The following is an 18,933-nucleotide window of genomic DNA, read 5'->3' on the forward strand; positions in this document are numbered from 1 at the left end:
TACCTTTTGTCAGTGTATTACTGCTATGCTGCTGCAACGGTCATGAAGGTGAAGGCCGTATTAACACCAATATCAATAAGCATGGGACGCTTTAGCCTGTTGTCGAATATGCCACCGCAGGCAGCCACAGGCTCACAAGCCACCCTCAGAGCCCTCGAGGATGGATATGCAATTTTTTAATAACCTCAGTTTGCGCAACAAACTGATGGTCATGGTCATTACGCTGTTTATCGGATTAATACTGGTTCAGATTTCTGCCATGACCGGCCTTCATATTGAACTGCTCAAGGCACGTCAGGAAAAGGTACGAGAGCAGGTTGAAACAGCCACGTCTCTGGTTAACCACTATTACGAACAACGCCAGCGGCTCGGTGACAGCCGCAGCCGCGAGCTGGCACTGGAAGCCGTTCGCGCCATGCGTTATGGCGATGGTGGTTACATGTGGATCAACGACATGCAGCACCGGCTGGTGATGCATCCCCTCAAGCCCGACGAAGAAGGGCGCGATATGACCCAGGTCACTGATGCTGATGGCCATTATCACTGGCAGGCCATGGTAAACAGCGTCAAGGACAGCGGCGCAGGCTTCGTAGAATACACCTATATCGGCCCTCAGTTTGACAGTCCTCAGCAAAAAGTCTCTTACGTGCAGGGTTTTGCTCCCTGGGGATGGGTGATTGGCAGCGGCGTTTATCTCAGCGACGTTAACGAACTGTTCTGGCAGCAGGCGAGCAAATCATTGGCACTGACCGTTATGGTGGTTCTGGTGGCACTGGTATTAATCATGATTATTACTCGCACCCTTACCTTTTCGGTTGCCCGCGTGCAGGAAGTGATCGCTCGCTTTGGGCAGGGCGATCTGGCTGCCCGCACCGGTGCAACCCGCACCGATGAAATCGGCCAGCTTTCTCGCGGCGTGGATACCATGGGTGAGCAATTATGCACCCTGCTGGCTCAGGTGCGGGAAGCCGCCAATCTGCTGGATGGTGAAGCCGAAGGGCTGAGTGTAAAAAGCCGGCAAACCCGCGCCAGCATGCAAAATCAGTTCAATGAGGTAGATCAGGTCGCCACTGCGATGAACGAAATGAATGCCACCGTGCACGAAGTGGCCCGTCATGCCAGCGATGCGTCCGCAGCGGCAGAAAAAGCCAATCAGGAAGCCAGCATGGGCCATGAGGATGTTAACCGCAGCATCAGCAGTATGCAGCAGCTGGCCGACTCAGTGGGTGAAGCGGGCCAGGCCATGGAAGAGCTGGAAAGCCAGACCCGTCAGATTGACTCTGTGGTGGAAGTGATCCGCAATATCTCCGAGCAGACCAACCTGCTGGCACTGAACGCCGCCATTGAAGCCGCCCGGGCCGGCGAATCAGGCCGGGGCTTTGCCGTGGTAGCCGATGAGGTTCGCTCCCTGGCACTGCGTACTCAGGAATCTACCGGTGAGATTCAGCGTATGATCCAGCAACTGCAAAGCCATGCCGGCACCGTATCGGAACACATGACCAACAGCCAGGAACAGGCTGCCATCAGCATGGATGTGGTGCGTGCCGCCGGCCGGGACCTGGAGCAGATCCTGACGGAAGTGCAGAGCATTAACGATATGAATGCCCAGATTGCCACTGCGTCGGAAGAGCAGTCGGCAGTAGCGGAAGAAATTAACCGCAACCTGCTCAATATTAACGAAGGCTCCAGAGAGGCGCTGCAGGTCGCGGATCTGATTTCGGAAAGCAGTGAGCGGGTACATGAGTCGTCTCATCAGCTGACTCAGCAAATTGCCCGGTTTCAGCTTGAGCGAACCGCGCCCGACAAGCCCCGGCAGGAGCCGGCCTTATTAACAGAGGCTCAGGCCTGAACAAAAACGCCGCTCGGTTGAGCGGCGTTTTTTATGGGGGTGAATGTCAGTTCTGCAGCACCTTATCCAGTGCGGCTTCAAAGGTGGCCACAGTGCGGTCCACGTTTTTCAGTTTGTCGAGACCAAACAGGCCCAGCCGGAAGGTCTGAAAATCAGCGGGCTCGTCACAGGCCAGTGGCACGCCCGAGGCAATTTGCAGGCCTTCGGCGGCAAACTTGCTGCCGCTCTTGATGCCGGCGTCGTCGGTATAACACACCACCACACCCGGAGCAGCAAAGCCGCTGGCCGCCACACTCTTGATGCCACGGGAAGACAAAGCTGCACGAATTTTATCGCCCAGCTCCTGCTGACGCTGTTTCATCAGCGCAAAGCCAAACTCACGGCTTTCTGTAATGGTATCGCGGAACATGGTGAGTGCATCGGTAGGCATGGTGGCGTGATAGGCATGGCCGCCCTGCTCATAGGTTTCCATGATCTGCAGCCATTTTTTCAGATCAATGGCAAAGCTGGAGCTTTGAGTGTGCTCAATGCGCTCCCGGGCCAGTTTGCTCAGCATCACCAGGCCACAGCAGGGTGAGCTGCTCCAGCCCTTTTGCGGTGCGCTCAGCAGAATATCTACGCCGCAGGCTTCCATATCTACCCAGATGGTGCCGGAAGCAATGCAGTCAATCACCAGCAAACCGCCCACCTCATGCACCGCTTCAGCCATGGCGCGAATATAGTCGTCGGGCAGCATAATGCCGGCAGCGGTTTCTACATGAGCAGCAAACACCATATCGGGCTTTTGCTCACGAATGGCGGCGACCACTTCCTCAATGGGTGCGGGAGCCATGGCGGCCTGAGGGCCATCCTCAATGGTGCGGGCCTTGAGCACGGTTTCGGATGCGGGAATGCTGCCGGCTTCAAAGATCTGACTCCAGCGATAGCTGAACCAACCATTACGCACCACCAGACAGTGCTTGTTACTGGCAAACTGCCGGGCTACCGCTTCCATGCCGTAAGTACCACTGCCGGGAACAATCACGGTGGAATGAGCGTGATAGAGCTCTTTCAGACTGGCAGAGATGTCTTTCATCACTTGCTGAAAGCGGCCGGACATATGGTTCAGCGCACGGTCGGTATAAACCACGGAATATTCCAGCAGACCATCAGGGTCGATATTGGGCAGCAATCCGGACATAATCACCTCTTGATAACGTAACTGACTTAAACACAGGGACGCACACACATCGCCAAGCATCACAGGACTCAGAATGGCACAGTCTTGCCTCCAGGGGCAGCGTCAAATCATGAGAAGATAACAACACAGCAAATGGCGTGGTCCAAACCGTTTATAATGCCCAGAACCGGACAAAACAGCAAAGAAACAATTGATAAAACCAAGAATTAACTAAAATTGTAAAATTTAAAACTATTTTTACTACTTAACGCAATTCAAACCACCACCAAAGAGACACTCAATGAACGAAACATTCTGCCTGGAAGGCAATGATTTTATTCCCCTGTGCAACCTGCTGAAAGTACTGGGCTGGTGCGACTCGGGTGCCATGGCCAAAGCGGTGATTGATGAGGGTGCCGTGACCGTAAATGGCCAGGTAGAAGTGCGCAAGCGTTGCAAGATAACAGCCGGACAGGAAGTTCACTTTAACGGCCAGACCGTCACGGTCAGCCGATAACAAAAAAGCCTCGCATTGCTGCGAGGCTTTTTTATTGAATCTGGTCGGCATGAGAGGATTCGAACCTCCGACCCCTTCGTCCCGAACGAAGTGCGCTACCAGGCTGCGCTACATGCCGTTAACGGAGCGAGAATGTACCGAAACCGCGGTTCCCTTGCAAGCCCTTTTTTAGCTTTGCGTCGCTTTTGGCCCCAATAAGCGCAGAGTCCAGTCATCCACCCGGCCTGCCGCCAGATAATCTGCCGCTTTTTTGCGCCAGTTGGGGGATAAGTGTTCAAGCCCGGCCAGCTCCCGCAATCCATCAGCATCAAAACCGCGGTTGAACACAATATCACCGGCTCGCCTGACCGGCATGCCCGGACAAGGCCGCTCCACCAGTTCAATATTCGCAGCCGGCGGTACCATACCTTCTTCCAGCACCCGCAGCAGCCAGCCGGTACGGCCGTTGGCCTGCACCAGTACCGAGAAAAAGTCATGTCCAAAACGGGCATTGAGTTTATAACAGGGCGAGCGTGGCTGGCTGATTTGCACCAGGGCGTCCCCCAGCCGAAACACATCACCAATGCAGGCGTTGTCTTCCGTCAGTCCGGTGCCGGACAGGTTCTCGCCAAACGCCCCGGGGACCAGCCGCTCGCGGCTGTCGGTCAGCCCCATACCCTCGAACCACTGGTGCCACACCGGGTAATGCTCCGCCGGATAATAATGCAACGCCCGCTCGGGTCCGCCATGAAAGCGGGTAGATACCTGCTCGTCTCCTTTCAGTCCGGTGCGGCTGCAGAACAGGGCCGCACTGACCGGCTGTTTGTCAATGGCGCTGGTAATGTCCGGCGTCAGTTGACCGGCGCTGCCGGTAAGCAGGGTAACAAACATGAAAGCTCCCGTTGTGACAGTGGCCTCACATAAAATCACTTTTTACTATGGCCGGCAAGCTTGAAAAAACAGGCGGACCATACCAATAATCGTTACATACTCAGGCAAGGGAGCCGCCTCTTAGATGAATATCGCTTTTTTCAGCAACCGTCCCTATATGCAGGCCGCGTTTACCGAGCATAACCACAGGCACGGTTTTAACATTACCTGGTTTGATGTTGCCCTGAACGATACAACCGCCTTGCTTGGCCAGGGGTTTGATGCTGTCTGCGTGTTTGTAAACGATCACCTTAACGCCGATGTTATCAGACTGCTGGCTGAAGGCGGCGTCAGGCACATTGCCCTGCGCTGCGCCGGCTACAACAATGTAGACCTGGACGCTGCTAACCGGGCGGGCATGAATGTGGTGCGGGTACCGGCCTACTCTCCTGAAGCCGTGGCCGAACACACAGTAGGGCTGATGCTCACGCTTAACCGCCATATTCACAAGGCCTATCAACGCACCCGTGATGCCAACTTTTCCCTTAACGGCATGGTTGGCTTCAATATGCATGGTAAAACCGCCGGTATTATCGGCGCGGGAAAAATCGGCCTGGCAACGCTGCGCATTCTGAAAGGGCTGGGCATGAAGTTACTGGTACATGATCCTGTTCAGGATGACGCCGTGCTGGCCATGGGAGCAGAATATGCGCCGCTTGAGCGGCTGTTTGCCGAGTCGGACGTGATCAGCCTGCACTGTCCGCTGACGCCTGACAACTATCATCTGCTTAACCGCCACAGCTTTGCGCAGATGAAGCATGGCGTCATGATCATCAACACCAGCCGGGGCGGACTGCTGAATGCCAGAGACGCCATTGATGCCATTAACACTGGTAAAATTGGTCATCTGGGGCTGGATGTATACGAAGAAGAAGATCACCTGTTTTTTGAAGACAAATCCTGTCAGATAATACAAGACGAGATCTTCCACTTGCTTTCCGCCTATCCTAACGTCATTCTCACTGGACATCAGGCTTTCTTAACAAATGAAGCTCTGTCTGCTATCGCTGAGGTGACTCTCGACAATCTGCAGTGTCTCGCCGATAGTCTGCCCTGTCATAACAAAATTAATTAAGGAGCACTTATGAAACTCGCTTTTGCCGCTACCACCGCTCTGTTACTCACTGCCTGCAGCGGCGGTCTGAAAGTGGTCGAGTCCGACCTGCAGCATCATCACTGGAATCTGACCGCCGTTAACGGTGAAGCCGTTGGTGCCGATATCAAATCAGAGCTGGAAATCGGAGAGCACTTCTCCATTAACGGCCAGGCCGGCTGTAACCGTTTCTTTGGCAGCGCCACTCTGAAGCAGGGCGTGCTCAAGGCAGAACCCCTGGCCACCACACAGATGGCTTGCTCACCGGATGCCCAGAAAGTAGAGATTGCCGTGCTCAACACCCTGAACAAGGGAGCTACCGTGATTCAAGACAGCCAGCAACTCATCCTGAAAGGCGAAGAATATACCCTGACCTACCAACTGGCCGACTGGATGAAATAATGAGCGAACAGTTCCTGGTATGTCCGGCCTGTTCGGCACGCAACCGGGTGCCGGCAGCGCGGCTGCAACAGGCCCCGAAATGTGGCAAGTGCAAAGCTGAGCTGACACCAGCGACAGCGCTTGAGCTGGATGGCCCGGCTCTGGAGCGCTTGCTGGTAAACGAAAGCCTGCCGTTAGTGCTGGACTTCTGGGCCCCCTGGTGCGGCCCCTGCAAAATGATGGCCCCCATATTTGAAGCTGCCGCCGGTGAGCTTGCCGGCCGTTTGCGCCTGGCCAAGCTGAACACCGAGGAGCATCAGCAGGCCGCAGCCCGTTTTGGCATTCGCTCCATTCCCACCCTGATCGTGTTTAAAAACGGAAAGGAAATTGCCCGCCAGTCCGGTGCCCTGCCCGCTGGCCAGCTGAATCAGTGGTTACGTCAGTTTTATTGATGACAGTTCCGGCACTGCTGAGTCAGTGCCGTACTGTCTTTGATTCCGGCATCAAATTGTTTAACACGCCAACTTCACAACACGTTTCAGGCATTTCCATGTGAATATCATTCACATTTTTTGAATAGTCGGCTCGAATATTCCCGCTTTATGAAAGACATACCGGCTTCCATACTGAACCCAGGTTTATCGTTAACGGAGGCAAGCCATGGGCAAGCTGATAGAAGGGGTATGGCATGATGTCTGGTATAACACCGACAAGAATAAAGGCCGCTTTGAGCGCAGTGAAAGCCGCTACCGCAACTGGGTGACGGCCGATGGCAGCCCAGGCCCCACAGGTGACGGCGGTTTTGCTGCCGAGCCGGACCGCTACCATCTTTATGTATCGCTCGCCTGCCCCTGGGCTCACCGCACCCTGATTATGCGCAAGCTCAAAGGCCTTGAGGATCTGATTACCATCTCTGTGGTACATCCGTTAATGCAAGAGCACGGCTGGACCTTTGACACCGGCTTTGACGATACCACCGGCGACCAGCTTTACGGGCACAACTACCTGCACCAGCTTTACACACAGGCTGACCCGCACTATTCGGGCCGGGTGACCGTACCCATTCTGTGGGACAAACAACGCCAGACCATTGTCAGTAACGAGTCGGCAGATATAGTACGGATGTTCAACAGCGCCTTTGACAAGGTCGGTGCCCACGCCGGCAACTACTATCCGGCTGAGCTGCAGGAACAAATAGAGCAGCTCAATAGCACTATTTACGATACGGTTAATAACGGCGTATACAAGGCCGGTTTTGCCACCAGTCAGGCCGCCTACGACGAGGCCATTGAGCCGCTGTTCGCGACGCTTGATCGGCTGGAACAACACCTGAACACCCGGCGCTGGCTGCTGGGCAACCGGCTTACCGAAGCCGACATTCGGTTGTGGACTACCCTGGTTCGCTTTGATGCGGTCTATCACACTCACTTCAAGTGTGATCGCAGGCGTATCAGTGATTATCACAATCTTTATGGTTTATTAAGAGACCTCTATCAGCAAACGGGCATCGCTGACACCGTCAATATGGATCATATTCGCCATCACTATTTCTGCAGCCACTCAACCATTAACCCCAGCGGTATTATTTCGGCGGGGCCGCAACAGGACTGGTGGCAACCCCATGATCGGGCCGGGCGTTTTTTGTAAGGAGCGACCTATATGACAGCAAGAACCATCACCACACTTTATCCGCCGCTGGATACTCAGGATGGTGCCGGTGTGCGCCTGCGCCGGGTACTGGGGCAGCATCAGCATCAACGCATGGATCCCTTTCTGATGATGGATCACTTCGTTTCTGATGAGGCCGCCGACTACATTGCCGGCTTTCCCGATCATCCGCATCGGGGGTTTGAAACCATTACCTATATGCTGGACGGCCACATGTTGCACCGGGATCATATGGGTAACCAAGGTCATCTGCGTCCCGGTGACGTACAATGGATGACGGCTGGCCGTGGGGTAATCCACTCAGAAATGCCCCAGCAGGAAGCCGGTCGCATGCAGGGGTTTCAAATCTGGCTCAATCTGCCGGCAGCACTCAAAATGCAACCGGCCCGTTACCAGGATATTCCTGCTGATCAGCTGCCGCGCATTCCCCTTGCAGACAATGGCAAACTGGTGCTGCTGGCTGGAGAACTGCGCCTGGCAGATCAAATCTGGACAGGGCCCATCCGCAGCGAGCATACTCAGCCGCTTATTGCCGATATTCATCTTGCTCCCGAACAGCCGCTGACACTGCCCCTGACAAAGGAGCTAAACGCGCTGTTATATGCCTTTGAAGGCGATATCAGGGTCAATGAGCAGGCTTTGCCTGCAAGGCAAAGCGCTGTTCTGAGTGCAGGAGACCACCTTATACTGACGGCAGGCAGCAGCGGAGGCAGAGCACTGCTGCTGGCAGGACGGCCGCTTCATGAGCCCGTAGTGCAGTACGGCCCTTTTGTGATGAACACACAAGCAGAAATTGAACAGGCGATGATGGATTACCGGGCAGGCAAACTGGTATAACTGCCTTTTTAAACTCAGCAGGAAATCATCATGGAAGCATCTGAACAGCAACGACTGAAAACGATTCTTTCAAACACTCACAATATTGCTGTGGTGGGTGCCTCAAACCGCCCCGAACGGGCCAGTTATCAGGTAATGGAATATCTGCAACAGCAAGGCTACCGGGTGTTTCCGGTTAATCCGCAGCTGGCCGGTGCTGTTATTCTGGGGGAGACCTGTGTCTCGGGCCTGGAGGATCTGGATGAGCCGGTGCAACTGGTGAACGTGTTTCGCCGGGGCGAATATGCCGCTGATATTGCCGATGAAGCCATTGAGCACGAAGCGCTATGCCTGTGGCTGCAGGAAGGCATTACCAGCCACTCAGCGGCAGAGGCAGCCGCCGAGGCCGAGCTGGAATATGTGGAAGACAGCTGCATCAAGGTAGTGCACCGGGAATTGCTGGGGTAAGGAAAAAGTCGTCTGTAGCCGCTCCCTTTACTCTCCTTGTTAGCACCTTTGCAATAATAAAGGGGCCATCCTGGCCCCTTTTGAAACTTAGTGGTGGTGATGCCCTTCATCGTGGGCCATCTTCACTGGCTCGGGCGCAGTGGTGTCCACGGATATTTCTACTTCCACCTCACCGGCCTGCTCAAAGTTCAGGATCAGAGGAAAGCGGTCGCCTTCCTTGGGTGCCTGTTTCAGCCCCATCAGCATCAGGTGATGGCCGCCCGGGGCCAGGGTGACAGCCTCACCTGCCGGCACCGGCAGGTTGTCGAGCTGGCGCATTCTCATCATGTCACCGTCCATCACATGGGTATGGATCTCCACTCGCTCGGATACCGGACTCTCGGCGCTCAGCAGCACATCATCGGTGTTGCCATGGTTATTTATCACCAGATAGGCGCTGCCGTTGACCGCCATGGGCGGGGCCGGACGACTCCACGGGTGATCAATATGCAGGCCGCCCTGCTCATATTCGTGAGCTACAACACCAGTGGCGCTCAGCAGCAACAAAGAGGCAAGGGCACTACGCATTAGCTTCATGTTTTCACTCCTTAAAATAAAAAAGAGCGGCACTGGTTGGCACCGCCGGAATCCGTTGCACGGGTAGTGAAAGATGAGTCCCGTTTATAGTAGAAAAAAGTGACTCGTTGCACCATGCGGCACATTGTCGCAGCGGTTAACGACTGACAGCGTGCTTTTGCAGCATGCGCTGCAGAGTACGCCGGTGCATGCCCAGGGCGCGGGCAGTGGCCGAAATATTGCCATCGTGCTGCTGCAATACAAACTGCACATATTCCCACTGATGACGTTTGAGCGACGGGGATTCCTCCTCGATACTCAGGCCCGCGGTCTGCTCGGCATCATCTTCTTCAAACGCGGCAAGAATGGCGTCAATTTCTGCCGGTTTGGGCAGGTACTGCACCGCACCCAGTTTGATGGCGGCAATGGCGGTACTGATGCTGGCATAACCGGTGAGCACCACAATACGCGCTCGAGGCTGAGCCGCCACCAGCTCCGGCAGCAGTTGCAGGCCGCTTTCGCCATTCAGGTTCAGATCCAGCAAAATGCCCTGAAAGCGGGCCGGCAGCGCCAGCGCCTCGTCGCCGGTGGCCGCCCATTCCAGATTCAACCCGCGACGTTTAAAGCCCCGGCACAACAGGCGGGCAAAGGTTTCGTTGTCATCCACCAGCAAAAAGTCTGTCATGCGCTCGGCTCCAGAGGCAGCAAAATGCGGGCATAGACGCCGCCTTCGGCGTGATTACTGAGTTCCAGCCGGCCGTTCAGCCGCGACAGAGTCGCGTGAGACAGCCAGACTCCGAGCCCGAGACCGGCGGGTTTGCCCGAATCAAACTGATCCAGTCCGGCCCGGCGCAACTGGGCCTCGCTCAGCACGCCGCTGCGGTTATGTACGCCCAGCTCCCAGTCGCCGTTGTGATGAAAATGCGTATGCAGCTCAATACGGCCTTCCCCGGCATCGGCGGCGTTATTAAGAATATTAAACAGCGCCGGCCAGAACAACGGGCTGAGCCGCACCCTAGGGTCCTGTTCCGCTACCGGTCGCTGCCAGTCTACCCGCACTTCCGGTCGCAGATTCTGCCACTGAGCCAGCCGCTCCCCAAGCGTGTGATACAACCGTACCGGTTCTTGCTCTACCTGACTCTGAGACTTAAGCCGGCTCAGAATATCGGCGCATTGCTGCAACTGAGTGTGAGCCAGTTGCAGATCTTCCTGCACTTCTTCAGGCAGATCGGGAGTCTCGCGCAGCTCTTCGTTAAGCAGAAACAGGTTGTTGAGAGGCGTGGATAGCTGGTGAGTCAGGCTTGCCGCCTCCATCGCCAGCACCAGCAGCCGCTCGTCGGTGTCCTGACGCTGATAGGCCTGATTGAGCCGCCGCTCCCGCTCGCCGAGAATACGCACCAGCCGGGATACACAGGTGGTGATCAAGCCAGCTGACAAAGCAAAGGTCAGCCACATGCCTGCCAGATGCAGATTGAACAGGGCCTCGTGGTCGCCGTGACCAGCGTGCTCCCCCGCCGGCAGCGGCACATGCCAGAAAAACAGCAGCAGATAAAAGGCGGTGGCGATACCCGTAAGCCCCCAGGCAAAGCGCGCTGAACACACCAGTGCAGCCATCACCAGCGGCAGCAAAAACAGCACCGCCAGCGGGTTGCTGGCACCACCGGTCAGCCCCAGCACCAGTCCCAGCGCCAGCACATCCAGCAGCAGACCTTGTTGCAGCAGCCTCTGCGCCGGTCGTCCTTTCTGCCCGGCCTGAGCCAGCCAGAGATTCAGCCCGGCCATACCCGCCGCCGCCAATGCCAGCGGCAGCAGCGGCAAGCCGAGTTGCAGCAGATAAAACACCAAAGTGCTGGTGCCCAGCACAGCCACAAACACCCAACGACTGTACAGGCTGAAACGCAGCACGCGATCCAGATCGAGCAATGGCAGAGTGGCGGAAAGGGGTCTGGTCATGGCGGCGGAACAACACACAAACAAAGCGTCATGGTAGCACGAATAAAAACGCCACAAGTGCGGCAAAATGTCGCACTTGTGGCGTGTCGGCGAAGCGCAACCCTGCTGGTGCTTCGCATTGCCAAATTCTCAGGAGGGTGTTTTGGCTACCTTAACAGGCTCAACAGTGACCGGCTCGCTTTCCTCGGCATCGGCCCGCTTGCCCAGCAGCCGCAGGCCGGCGGCCATGGCCAGGGTGCAGAGTACGATGCCCAGCCACCAGGGCATGCCATAGGCCACGGGCACCACACCGAGCAGGGTGGCAATCACCCCCACAAACAGCGCATAGGGCAGCTGAGTACGCACATGCTCCACCAGACCGCAGCCCGAGGCCATGGCCGCCAGCAGCGTGGTCTCGGCCAAGGGCGAACAATGGTCGCCCCAGACCGCCCCCGCCAGCACCGCCGCCACCGAGGCGTAGAACAGGTGCATGGCTTCAGGATCACCGGCCAGGCCGTGGTGCTGCAGCACCGCCCAGGCCAGAGGCACCACCAGCGGCATCATGATGCCCATCACCCCCCAGGATGAGCCGGTGGCAAAGGCGGTAAAGGCCGACAGCACAAACACGCTCACTGGAATCAGCTCCGGCTGCAGGCTGTCGCTGAGCACGCTCACCAGGTAGTCGCTGGTGTTCAGGGTTTCGTTCACCGACGACAACGCCCAGGCCATCATCAGAATGGTGATGGGCAGCAGCATCGACTTCACCCCTTCAAACCAGTAATGGGCGGCCTCGTCCATGCTCAGCAGGCCCTGAATACGGGTCATCACCAGTGCCACCAGGGTACTGAGCAGTGAGCCCCACATCATGGCGGTAAAGGAGTCGCTGTTACCGAACACCTCCCGCAGGCTGGCCTCGGCGGGAAAACCCAGCTCACTCAGGCCGGTGTACCAGATACCCCCAAGAGTGGTCACCACCAGTACCGTCATGGGAATAATGGCGTTCAGGGCGCGGTGAGGAATGCCCGGCTTGGCATCGATGCTGGCTTCCTCGGCAATCGCTTCCCGGTCGGTCAGTTCATCGTCCGTCTCTGCTTGCAGGCGAACCGCTCTCTGCTCGGCCCTGAGCATGGGGCCGAAATCGCGACCGGAAAGGCTGATCATAAACACGAACATCAGCGCCAGAATGGGGTAGAAGCTGTAACTGATGGACGCCATGAACACGCCGTAGGCGGAGCCGTCAAAGCCGTCTACCAGACTGAGCGCCTCGTCAATCAGCCCTACCTGAAAGCCAATCCAGGTGGTCACCAGCAAAATAGCGGACACAGGTGCGGCGGTGGAGTCGACCAGATAAGCCAGCTTTTCCCGGGAGATGCGCAGCCGGTCGGTAATGTTACGCATGGTATTGCCGACAATCAGCGCATTGGCGTAGTCATCAAAGAAAATGGCGGTACCAAGCAAACCCGTTGTGGTCTGGGCGCTGCGCCGGCCGCGCACAAAGCGGGTAATGTGCCGGGCAATGCCCACGGTGCCGCCGTTGCGCGAGATAATGCCCACCATGCCGCCGATCAGCAGGCAGAACAGCACCACCGACATGTGTTCAGAGTCGCTGGCGGCGGCCAGCACGTGCACGTTCACCGAGTCGAGCACGCTGTTAAGCAGCTTGTCGCCGGCCAGACCATAACCCAGCCAGCCGCCACAGCAGATGGCCACAAACAGCGCCAGAATCACCTGCCGGAACGCCAGCGCCAGCACAATGGCCAGCAGCGCCGGCACCACCGACAGCCAGGCCGCAATGGCCGGACTGGCCGTTTCGGCCAGCACGGTGCCGGCCTCATTCTGCAGGCTGAGCGCCAGGCTGTCGGCCTGGGTTACCAGCTCAATGGTCGCCTCACCATTCTCAAACATCACCGGCTGACGGTTGTTTTCCTGCACCAGCCAGAGCGGCTCACTGCCGCTCACCGTCACCTCAAAGGGAATGCCTTTCAGTACCAGTGCAGGCACTTCCAGGCTGGGGGCATCTGCCCGGGCCAACCCGGGCAGCAGTAAAACAAGGGCCAGCAGCGGCATCAGCCAGCGGCGAAAGTTACATCCTTCCATGGGACTTGCTCCTGTCAGACCGAACGCAGATACCAGTCATACTCCTGCGAGCTGACGTGGCGCATAAACAGTTGCCGTTCGCCGTAGCGGTTGGCGTGGTACACCCGGCAGAACTCCTGACCCAGGTATTCCGGCAGGATCTCATTTTGCTGCCACTGATCCAGCGCCTGAATCCAGCTGTTGGGCAGACTGGGGAGATGGCTGGCATAGGCGTTGCCGGTCACGGGCTCAGGGGCGCTCAGCCGGTGGGTCAGGCCATGGTGAATGCCGGCCAGAATGCTGGCCACCAGCAGGTAGGGATTGACATCGGCACCGGCCACGCGGTGTTCCAGGCGGCGGGCGGCGGGGTTGCCGCCGGGAATGCGTACCGCCACGGTGCGATTGTCGGCACCCCAGGTCTGGCTCATGGGCACATAAAAGCCGGGCTGAAAACGGCGGTAGCTGTTGGCATTGGGGGCAAACACCACCATCGACTCGGGCATCAGCGCCAGCACACCGGCCACCGCCTGTTGCAACAGATCATTGCCCAATGGGTTGTCGTCGTGGCTGCAGAAGCGGTTGTTGCCCTCGCTATCGATAAGGCTCACATGAATATGGGTGCCGCTGCCTGCCTCCTGGTTGTAGGGCTTGGCCATAAAGGTGGCTTCCATACTGTGGCGGGCTGCCACCCCCTTGATCAGCCGCTTGAGCAACACCGCCTCGTCGCAGGCCTGCATGGCATCGGGTCTGTGCTTGAGGTTGATCTCAAACTGGCCCGGGGCACACTCGGCAATGGCGGTGTCCACCGGCAGGTTCTGAGTCATGGCCGACTGCTGAATGCTTTCAAGAAAATCGCAGTAGTCATCCAGATCCGACAGCGAATACACCTGACACTGACGATCCCGCTTGCCACTCACCGGCGACACCGGCGGCTGCAGCTGGTGCTCGTCGTCCCGCTCCCGGTCGATCACATAAAACTCGGTTTCCACCGCCACCACCGGCGTCAGGCCCAGCGTGGAAAAGCGATCCAGCACCCGCTGCAGCACATGACGAGGATCGTACACAAAGGGACTATGATCGTTTTCATACATGCTCATCAGCAGCTGGGCACAGGGTCTGTCCTGCCAGGGCACCCGGCTCAGGGTGCCGGGCACCGGAAAGCACAGCCGGTCACCCTCGCCCTGATCCAGCCCCAGTCCGGTTTCCTCAATGGTATTGCCGTTAATGTCGAGGGCAAACAGCGAGGCCGGCAGGCAGACCCCTTCCTCGTAGGCCTTGAGCAGGCTGTCCCGGGGAATGCGCTTGCCGCGGATCACCCCGTTGATGTCGCCGATCATCAGATCGATGGAATTGATATCCGGGTTTCGTTCCAGAAACTCCCGGGCCTCTTGCATGCCCCTGTCACTCATGGTGACCTCCATGTTGTGTTTTAATAACCACCTAGAATGCCATTTGTTATAGGATAATGAACGAAACAAGACAATCACTTGAGCATCACAATAGTTAATAAATTGTAAAAAAGAGTTAACCCTGTCACATATTTCAAACCTAAACTCCCTTTTAAAGCCTGTTTTCACTGGATTTAGGCTGATTGACGTGCTTCCATGCGGATATGGAATCGGCACTCAAGGCCGTTGAATATATAAACCGACTGGTTTGAGCAGGTGAAAATATGGAAAGAATAATGCACAAGCCTCTGATCGGCGTCACCGCCTGTCAGCGACAGATTGAAGGGCACCAGTGCCACATGGTGGTGAACAAGTACGTGGACGCCCTGCGCCATTCGGCGAAGGTGGAAGTGGTGCTGCTGCCGGCCCTGGCCGAGGGCCTGAACGAAGGGATCCTGGAGCGCCTCGACGGCCTTTGCCTCACCGGCAGCTACAGCAATGTAGATCCGCGCCATTACGCCGCCGATCAGGATCATGCAGACTGCCGGCTGGATCAGGATCGGGACGGATCCGCGCTGTCGTTGATCCGTGCCGCCCGCCGGCTGCAACTGCCGCTGCTCGGCATCTGCCGCGGCCTGCAGGAAATGAACGTGGCCTGGGGCGGCAGCCTGCGCCAACCGCTGCAGGAACTGCCCGGCCTGATGGATCACCGCGAGCCGGACAGCGGCGGAGTGAACTCGCATTACGAGCCGGCTCATGCCCTCAGTCTGAACCCGGACGGCCTGCTGCACCGGCTCACCGGTGAGCTGAACTTCGAGGTGAACTCATTGCACCAGCAGGGCATCGACCGCCTGGGCGAAGGCCTGCTGGCCGAGGCCCTGGCCCCGGACGGCCTGGTGGAAGCCATCAGCGATCCCACCCTGCCTTTTGCCCTGGGCGTGCAGTGGCACCCGGAGTGGCGCACCGACGAACACCCGCTCTATGCCGCCATCTTTACCGCCTTTGGCGCCGCCTGCGCGAACTACCGCCAGCGCGTCAACGCCTGACAGCAGATTCACTCGAACAAGAAGGGGACAGGCCGTTGCCTTAGCCAACCGTCGATGGCAGGGATGCCATCGTCGAGCATACATGGAAGTACTTGCTGCGTGTTGGCGTGGCAATGGGCTGTACCCGAGACAGACACATGAACAAAAAGGACACCATCATGCATCAGTACAACACTCAAGACCTGCGCAAACAGGACGGCCAGCACCACCTGCATCCCTTTACCGACACCAAGGATCTGGGCAGCAACAGCCGCATCATTACCGGGGCTGAAGGCATTTATATTATTGATTCCGAAGGCAACCGCATTCTCGATGCCATGGCCGGCCTCTGGTGCGTGAACCTGGGCTATGGCCGCCAGGAGCTGGTGGACGCGGCCGCCGCCCAGATGACCGAGCTGCCCTACTACAACAACTTCTTCAAGACCGCCCATCCGCCGGCGATCAAACTGGCCAAAAAGCTGACCGAGCTGGCCCCGGAGCACATCAACCACGTGTTCTTTACCGGCTCCGGTTCCGAGTCCAACGACACGGTCGTGCGCATGGTACGCCGCTACTGGCAGCTCAAGGGCCAGCCGGAAAAAACCGTGATCATCGGCCGGCGCAACGGCTACCACGGCTCCACCGTGGCCGGTGCCAGCCTGGGTGGCATGGCCCCCATGCACGAGCAGGGCGGCCCCATGCTGGCGGACGTGGAGCACATCGCTCAGCCCTACTGGTTTGGCGAAGGCCGGGAAATGAGCCCGGAAGCATTCGGCCTGCTGGCGGCGCGGTCGCTGGAGCAGAAGATCAAGGAGCTGGGGGTAGACCGGGTGGCGGCCTTTATTGCCGAGCCGGTGCAGGGTGCCGGCGGCGTGATCATTCCGCCCGACAGCTACTGGCCCGAAATTCAGCGCATCTGCGATCACTACGGCATTCTGCTGATTGCCGACGAGGTGATCTGCGGCTTCGGCCGGCTGGGCCAGTGGTTCGGCAGCCAGCACTTCAATATCAAGCCCGATCTCATGCCCATCGCCAAGGGGCTGTCTTCCGGCTACCTGCCCATCGGCGGCGTGCTGGTGGGTGACCGGGTGGCCGAGACCCTGATCGAGCAGGGCGGCGAGTTCTACCACGGCTTTACCTACTCCGGTCATCCGGCCTGCGCCGCCGTGGCGTTGCGCAACCTGGAGCTGATGGAAGAAGACGGCGTGCTGGAGCAGGTGCGCGAGGTGGCCGCACCCTATTTTGCCGAGCGCTGGGCCAGCCTGACGGATCACCCGCTGGTGGGCGAGACCCGTAGTCTCGGCCTGTTGGGTGCCCTGGAGCTGGTGGCCAACAAAACCACTCTGGACCGCTTTGAGCCGGGTATCGGCAGCCGCTGCCGGGACAACTGCTTTAACACCGGCATAGTAATGCGCTCCGTGGGCGAAACCATGGTGGTGTCGCCGCCCTTGGTGATCACTAAGCCTGAAATCGACGAACTGGTGCGCCTGGCCCGGGAAAGCCTGGACGCCACCGCTCGCCAGCTGGGCATCATGAGCTGAGGAGGCGACCATGACCCAACATTCTTTTGCCCACTGGCAAACTCTGAGTGAAGGACTACGGCCCGAGGGCCGCGCCTTTATCAACGGCTGCTACTGCTATGCCCTGTCCGGAGCACGCTTTGCCAGCCACAACCCGGCTACCGGTGCGCAACTAGCCGAGGTGGCCAGCTGCGACGAGCAGGACGCCAACCTGGCGGTGGCCCACGCGCGCGCCGCCCTGCCCCACTGGGCCGGACTGGCCCCGGCGGAGCGCAAACAGGTATTGCTGCGCTTCGCCGACCTGGTAGAGCAACACACCGAGGAGCTGGCGCTGCTGGAAACTCTGGACATGGGCAAGCCCATTGCCAACAGCCTGGAAGTGGACCTGCCGGCGGCGGTGCGCTGCCTGCGCTGGAACGCCGAGGCCATCGACAAGGTGTATGGCGAAATCGCCCCCACTGCCGCCAGCAGCCTGGGGCTGGTGACCCGGGAACCACTGGGGGTGGTGGCCGCCATCGTGCCCTGGAACTTTCCGCTGATGATGGCCTGCTGGAAAATCGCCCCGGCCCTGGCCGCCGGCAATACCGTGATCTTGAAGCCGTCGGAAAAGTCTCCTCTCAGCGCCCTGCGGCTGGCGGCCCTGGCCCATGACGCCGGCCTGCCCGCCGGCGTGTTGCAGGTGCTGCCCGGCTACGGTCATACCGTGGGCAAGGCCCTGGCCCTGCACATGGACGTGAACGCCCTGGCTTTTACCGGCTCCACCGCCGTGGGCAAGCTGCTGACCCAGTATGCGGGCGAGTCCAATATGAAACGCACCTTTATGGAGTGCGGCGGCAAGAGCGCCAATATCGTGTTTGCCGACGCCGGCAACCTGGATCGCGTGGCGCAACAGGCGGCCCAGGCCATTTTCTACAACCAGGGCGAGGTGTGCATCGCCGGATCCCGGCTGCTGGTGGAAAACGCCATCAAGGACGAGCTGATAGAGCGCATTGTGCACCACGCCGCCAGCTGGCAGCCGGGCAACCCGTTGGATCCAGCCACCGCCATGGGTGCCATCGTCGATGCCACCCAGCTCGACGGCATTGCCGGCCATGTGGCGGCGGCACACAAACAGGGCGCGCGCCTGCGCACCGGTGGCGAGCCGGTGAGCATCAATGGCGGCCTGTATTTTGCCCCCACCGTGTTTGATAACGTGGACAACAGCATGGCGCTGGCACGGGAAGAGGTGTTCGGCCCTGTGCTGGCGGTGATTGGCTTTGACAGTGCCGACGAAGCAGTGGCCATTGCCAACGACTCCCCTTACGGCCTGGCGGCGGCGGTCTGGACCCAAAACCTGGACCGCGCCCTGACCACAGCCCGGCGGCTGGAGTCGGGCCAGGTATTCGTTAACAACTACGCCGGCGGCGACATGACGGTGCCTTTTGGCGGCTATAAGCAATCCGGCAACGGCCGGGACAAGTCGCTGCATTCCCTGGCCGAATACAGCCAGCTGAAAACCACCTGGATAGAGTTCGGGGCGGGCTGACCGTGACTTGAAGCACCAGCAGACCGAAAAACACCAAGGGCGCCGGAAGGCG

The 18,933-nt window shown here is 58.4% G+C and carries 18 protein-coding genes and 1 tRNA gene; 11 read left to right on the forward strand and 8 right to left on the reverse strand.

The window, feature by feature from the left end:
• Positions 1 to 166: 166 nt before the first annotated feature.
• Complete coding sequence (locus G364_RS0110475; protein ID WP_019935101.1) at positions 167 to 1,849, forward strand: methyl-accepting chemotaxis protein; 1,683 nt, start codon at positions 167 to 169, stop codon at positions 1,847 to 1,849.
• A 46-nt stretch (positions 1,850 to 1,895) separates the two neighbouring features.
• Here the strand turns inward: G364_RS0110475 and G364_RS0110480 are convergent, their stop codons facing one another.
• Positions 1,896 to 3,029: an aminotransferase class V-fold PLP-dependent enzyme gene (locus G364_RS0110480; RefSeq protein WP_019935102.1), complete on the reverse strand. Its 1,134-nt coding sequence runs from the start codon at positions 3,027 to 3,029 to the stop codon at positions 1,896 to 1,898.
• 280 nt (positions 3,030 to 3,309) lie between these two features.
• On the opposite strand from G364_RS0110480, the gene G364_RS0110485 reads away from it, so the two are divergent.
• Positions 3,310 to 3,525 carry an RNA-binding S4 domain-containing protein gene (locus G364_RS0110485; RefSeq protein ID WP_019935103.1) on the forward strand — a complete coding sequence of 72 codons (216 nt, stop codon included), beginning with the start codon at positions 3,310 to 3,312 and terminating at the stop codon, positions 3,523 to 3,525.
• 41 nt (positions 3,526 to 3,566) lie between these two features.
• Here the strand turns inward: G364_RS0110485 and G364_RS0110490 are convergent.
• Positions 3,567 to 3,643: transfer RNA gene (locus G364_RS0110490), tRNA-Pro, on the reverse strand.
• Positions 3,644 to 3,693: 50 nt separating this feature from the next.
• Positions 3,694 to 4,395, reverse strand: a complete 702-nt coding sequence (locus G364_RS0110495) for an MOSC domain-containing protein (RefSeq protein WP_019935104.1) — start codon at positions 4,393 to 4,395, stop codon at positions 3,694 to 3,696.
• Positions 4,396 to 4,519: 124 nt separating this feature from the next.
• Here G364_RS0110495 and G364_RS0110500 point away from each other — a divergent pair, with 124 nt between their 5' ends.
• The 6 genes from G364_RS0110500 to G364_RS0110525 all read left to right on the forward strand — a co-directional run bounded on the left by G364_RS0110500 (position 4,520) and on the right by G364_RS0110525 (position 8,860).
• The gene (locus G364_RS0110500) at positions 4,520 to 5,509 is read left to right on the forward strand and encodes a 2-hydroxyacid dehydrogenase (protein ID WP_019935105.1); all 990 of its coding nucleotides are present in this window, start codon (positions 4,520 to 4,522) and stop codon (positions 5,507 to 5,509) included.
• Between the two features lie 9 nt (positions 5,510 to 5,518).
• Positions 5,519 to 5,929: an META domain-containing protein gene (locus G364_RS0110505; protein WP_019935106.1), complete on the forward strand. Its 411-nt coding sequence runs from the start codon at positions 5,519 to 5,521 to the stop codon at positions 5,927 to 5,929.
• Positions 5,929 to 6,360, forward strand: a complete 432-nt coding sequence (gene trxC, locus G364_RS0110510; RefSeq protein ID WP_019935107.1) for a thioredoxin TrxC — start codon at positions 5,929 to 5,931, stop codon at positions 6,358 to 6,360. The genes G364_RS0110505 and trxC overlap by 1 nt, the downstream gene beginning before the upstream one ends.
• A 208-nt stretch (positions 6,361 to 6,568) precedes the next feature.
• Positions 6,569 to 7,555 carry a glutathione S-transferase family protein gene (locus G364_RS0110515; protein ID WP_019935108.1) on the forward strand — a complete coding sequence of 329 codons (987 nt, stop codon included), beginning with the start codon at positions 6,569 to 6,571 and terminating at the stop codon, positions 7,553 to 7,555.
• 12 nt (positions 7,556 to 7,567) lie between these two features.
• Entirely contained in the window at positions 7,568 to 8,413 is an 846-nt protein-coding gene (locus G364_RS0110520; protein ID WP_019935109.1) for a pirin family protein, read from the forward strand.
• Positions 8,414 to 8,443: 30 nt separating this feature from the next.
• The gene (locus G364_RS0110525; protein ID WP_019935110.1) at positions 8,444 to 8,860 is read left to right on the forward strand and encodes a CoA-binding protein; all 417 of its coding nucleotides are present in this window, start codon (positions 8,444 to 8,446) and stop codon (positions 8,858 to 8,860) included.
• Positions 8,861 to 8,947: 87 nt separating this feature from the next.
• Here the strand turns inward: G364_RS0110525 and G364_RS0110530 are convergent, their stop codons facing one another.
• The 5 genes from G364_RS0110530 to G364_RS0110550 form a co-directional block, all read right to left on the reverse strand.
• Positions 8,948 to 9,436, reverse strand: a complete 489-nt coding sequence (locus tag G364_RS0110530; RefSeq protein WP_019935111.1) for a copper chaperone PCu(A)C — start codon at positions 9,434 to 9,436, stop codon at positions 8,948 to 8,950.
• A gap of 136 nt (positions 9,437 to 9,572) precedes the next feature.
• Positions 9,573 to 10,100 carry a response regulator transcription factor gene (locus tag G364_RS0110535; protein WP_019935112.1) on the reverse strand — a complete coding sequence of 176 codons (528 nt, stop codon included), beginning with the start codon at positions 10,098 to 10,100 and terminating at the stop codon, positions 9,573 to 9,575.
• On the reverse strand, positions 10,097 to 11,368 hold the full coding sequence (locus G364_RS0110540) for a sensor histidine kinase (RefSeq protein WP_019935113.1): 1,272 nt from the start codon (positions 11,366 to 11,368) through the stop codon (positions 10,097 to 10,099). The genes G364_RS0110535 and G364_RS0110540 overlap by 4 nt, the downstream gene beginning before the upstream one ends.
• Positions 11,369 to 11,497: 129 nt before the next feature.
• Positions 11,498 to 13,444 carry a Na+/H+ antiporter NhaC family protein gene (locus G364_RS0110545; protein ID WP_019935114.1) on the reverse strand — a complete coding sequence of 649 codons (1,947 nt, stop codon included), beginning with the start codon at positions 13,442 to 13,444 and terminating at the stop codon, positions 11,498 to 11,500.
• 14 nt (positions 13,445 to 13,458) lie between these two features.
• Positions 13,459 to 14,832 (reverse strand): glutamine synthetase family protein, encoded by a 1,374-nt coding sequence (locus G364_RS0110550; RefSeq protein ID WP_019935115.1) that lies wholly within the window; start codon positions 14,830 to 14,832, stop codon positions 13,459 to 13,461.
• A gap of 275 nt (positions 14,833 to 15,107) precedes the next feature.
• Here G364_RS0110550 and G364_RS0110555 point away from each other — a divergent pair, with 275 nt between their 5' ends.
• The 3 genes from G364_RS0110555 to G364_RS0110565 all read left to right on the forward strand — a co-directional run bounded on the left by G364_RS0110555 (position 15,108) and on the right by G364_RS0110565 (position 18,881).
• Entirely contained in the window at positions 15,108 to 15,857 is a 750-nt protein-coding gene (locus G364_RS0110555) for a gamma-glutamyl-gamma-aminobutyrate hydrolase family protein (RefSeq protein WP_019935116.1), read from the forward strand.
• Positions 15,858 to 16,015: 158 nt separating this feature from the next.
• A complete protein-coding gene (locus G364_RS0110560) occupies positions 16,016 to 17,377 on the forward strand; it encodes an aspartate aminotransferase family protein (protein WP_026344846.1) in 1,362 nt (453 codons plus the stop codon).
• A gap of 10 nt (positions 17,378 to 17,387) precedes the next feature.
• Positions 17,388 to 18,881, forward strand: coding sequence for an aldehyde dehydrogenase (locus G364_RS0110565; RefSeq protein WP_019935118.1), 1,494 nt, complete (start codon positions 17,388 to 17,390; stop codon positions 18,879 to 18,881).
• Positions 18,882 to 18,933: the final 52 nt, after the last annotated feature.

Origin of the sequence: Oceanimonas smirnovii ATCC BAA-899 (genome assembly GCF_000381965.1) — a bacterium.
GTDB lineage: Bacteria > Pseudomonadota > Gammaproteobacteria > Enterobacterales > Aeromonadaceae > Oceanimonas > Oceanimonas smirnovii.

Coding starts and splice junctions, on each gene's coding strand:
- G364_RS0110480 (WP_019935102.1), bottom strand. CDS start 3,029: ATGTCCGGATTGCTGCCCAATATCGACCCTGATGGTCTGCTGGAATAT.
- G364_RS0110505 (WP_019935106.1), top strand. CDS start 5,519: ATGAAACTCGCTTTTGCCGCTACCACCGCTCTGTTACTCACTGCCTGC.
- G364_RS0110500 (WP_019935105.1), top strand. CDS start 4,520: ATGAATATCGCTTTTTTCAGCAACCGTCCCTATATGCAGGCCGCGTTT.
- trxC (WP_019935107.1), top strand. CDS start 5,929: ATGAGCGAACAGTTCCTGGTATGTCCGGCCTGTTCGGCACGCAACCGG.
- G364_RS0110545 (WP_019935114.1), bottom strand. CDS start 13,444: ATGGAAGGATGTAACTTTCGCCGCTGGCTGATGCCGCTGCTGGCCCTT.
- G364_RS0110555 (WP_019935116.1), top strand. CDS start 15,108: ATGCACAAGCCTCTGATCGGCGTCACCGCCTGTCAGCGACAGATTGAA.
- G364_RS0110550 (WP_019935115.1), bottom strand. CDS start 14,832: ATGAGTGACAGGGGCATGCAAGAGGCCCGGGAGTTTCTGGAACGAAAC.
- G364_RS0110485 (WP_019935103.1), top strand. CDS start 3,310: ATGAACGAAACATTCTGCCTGGAAGGCAATGATTTTATTCCCCTGTGC.
- G364_RS0110475 (WP_019935101.1), top strand. CDS start 167: ATGCAATTTTTTAATAACCTCAGTTTGCGCAACAAACTGATGGTCATG.
- G364_RS0110515 (WP_019935108.1), top strand. CDS start 6,569: ATGGGCAAGCTGATAGAAGGGGTATGGCATGATGTCTGGTATAACACC.
- G364_RS0110535 (WP_019935112.1), bottom strand. CDS start 10,100: ATGACAGACTTTTTGCTGGTGGATGACAACGAAACCTTTGCCCGCCTG.
- G364_RS0110495 (WP_019935104.1), bottom strand. CDS start 4,395: ATGTTTGTTACCCTGCTTACCGGCAGCGCCGGTCAACTGACGCCGGAC.
- G364_RS0110520 (WP_019935109.1), top strand. CDS start 7,568: ATGACAGCAAGAACCATCACCACACTTTATCCGCCGCTGGATACTCAG.
- G364_RS0110565 (WP_019935118.1), top strand. CDS start 17,388: ATGACCCAACATTCTTTTGCCCACTGGCAAACTCTGAGTGAAGGACTA.
- G364_RS0110560 (WP_026344846.1), top strand. CDS start 16,016: ATGCATCAGTACAACACTCAAGACCTGCGCAAACAGGACGGCCAGCAC.
- G364_RS0110525 (WP_019935110.1), top strand. CDS start 8,444: ATGGAAGCATCTGAACAGCAACGACTGAAAACGATTCTTTCAAACACT.
- G364_RS0110540 (WP_019935113.1), bottom strand. CDS start 11,368: ATGACCAGACCCCTTTCCGCCACTCTGCCATTGCTCGATCTGGATCGC.
- G364_RS0110530 (WP_019935111.1), bottom strand. CDS start 9,436: ATGAAGCTAATGCGTAGTGCCCTTGCCTCTTTGTTGCTGCTGAGCGCC.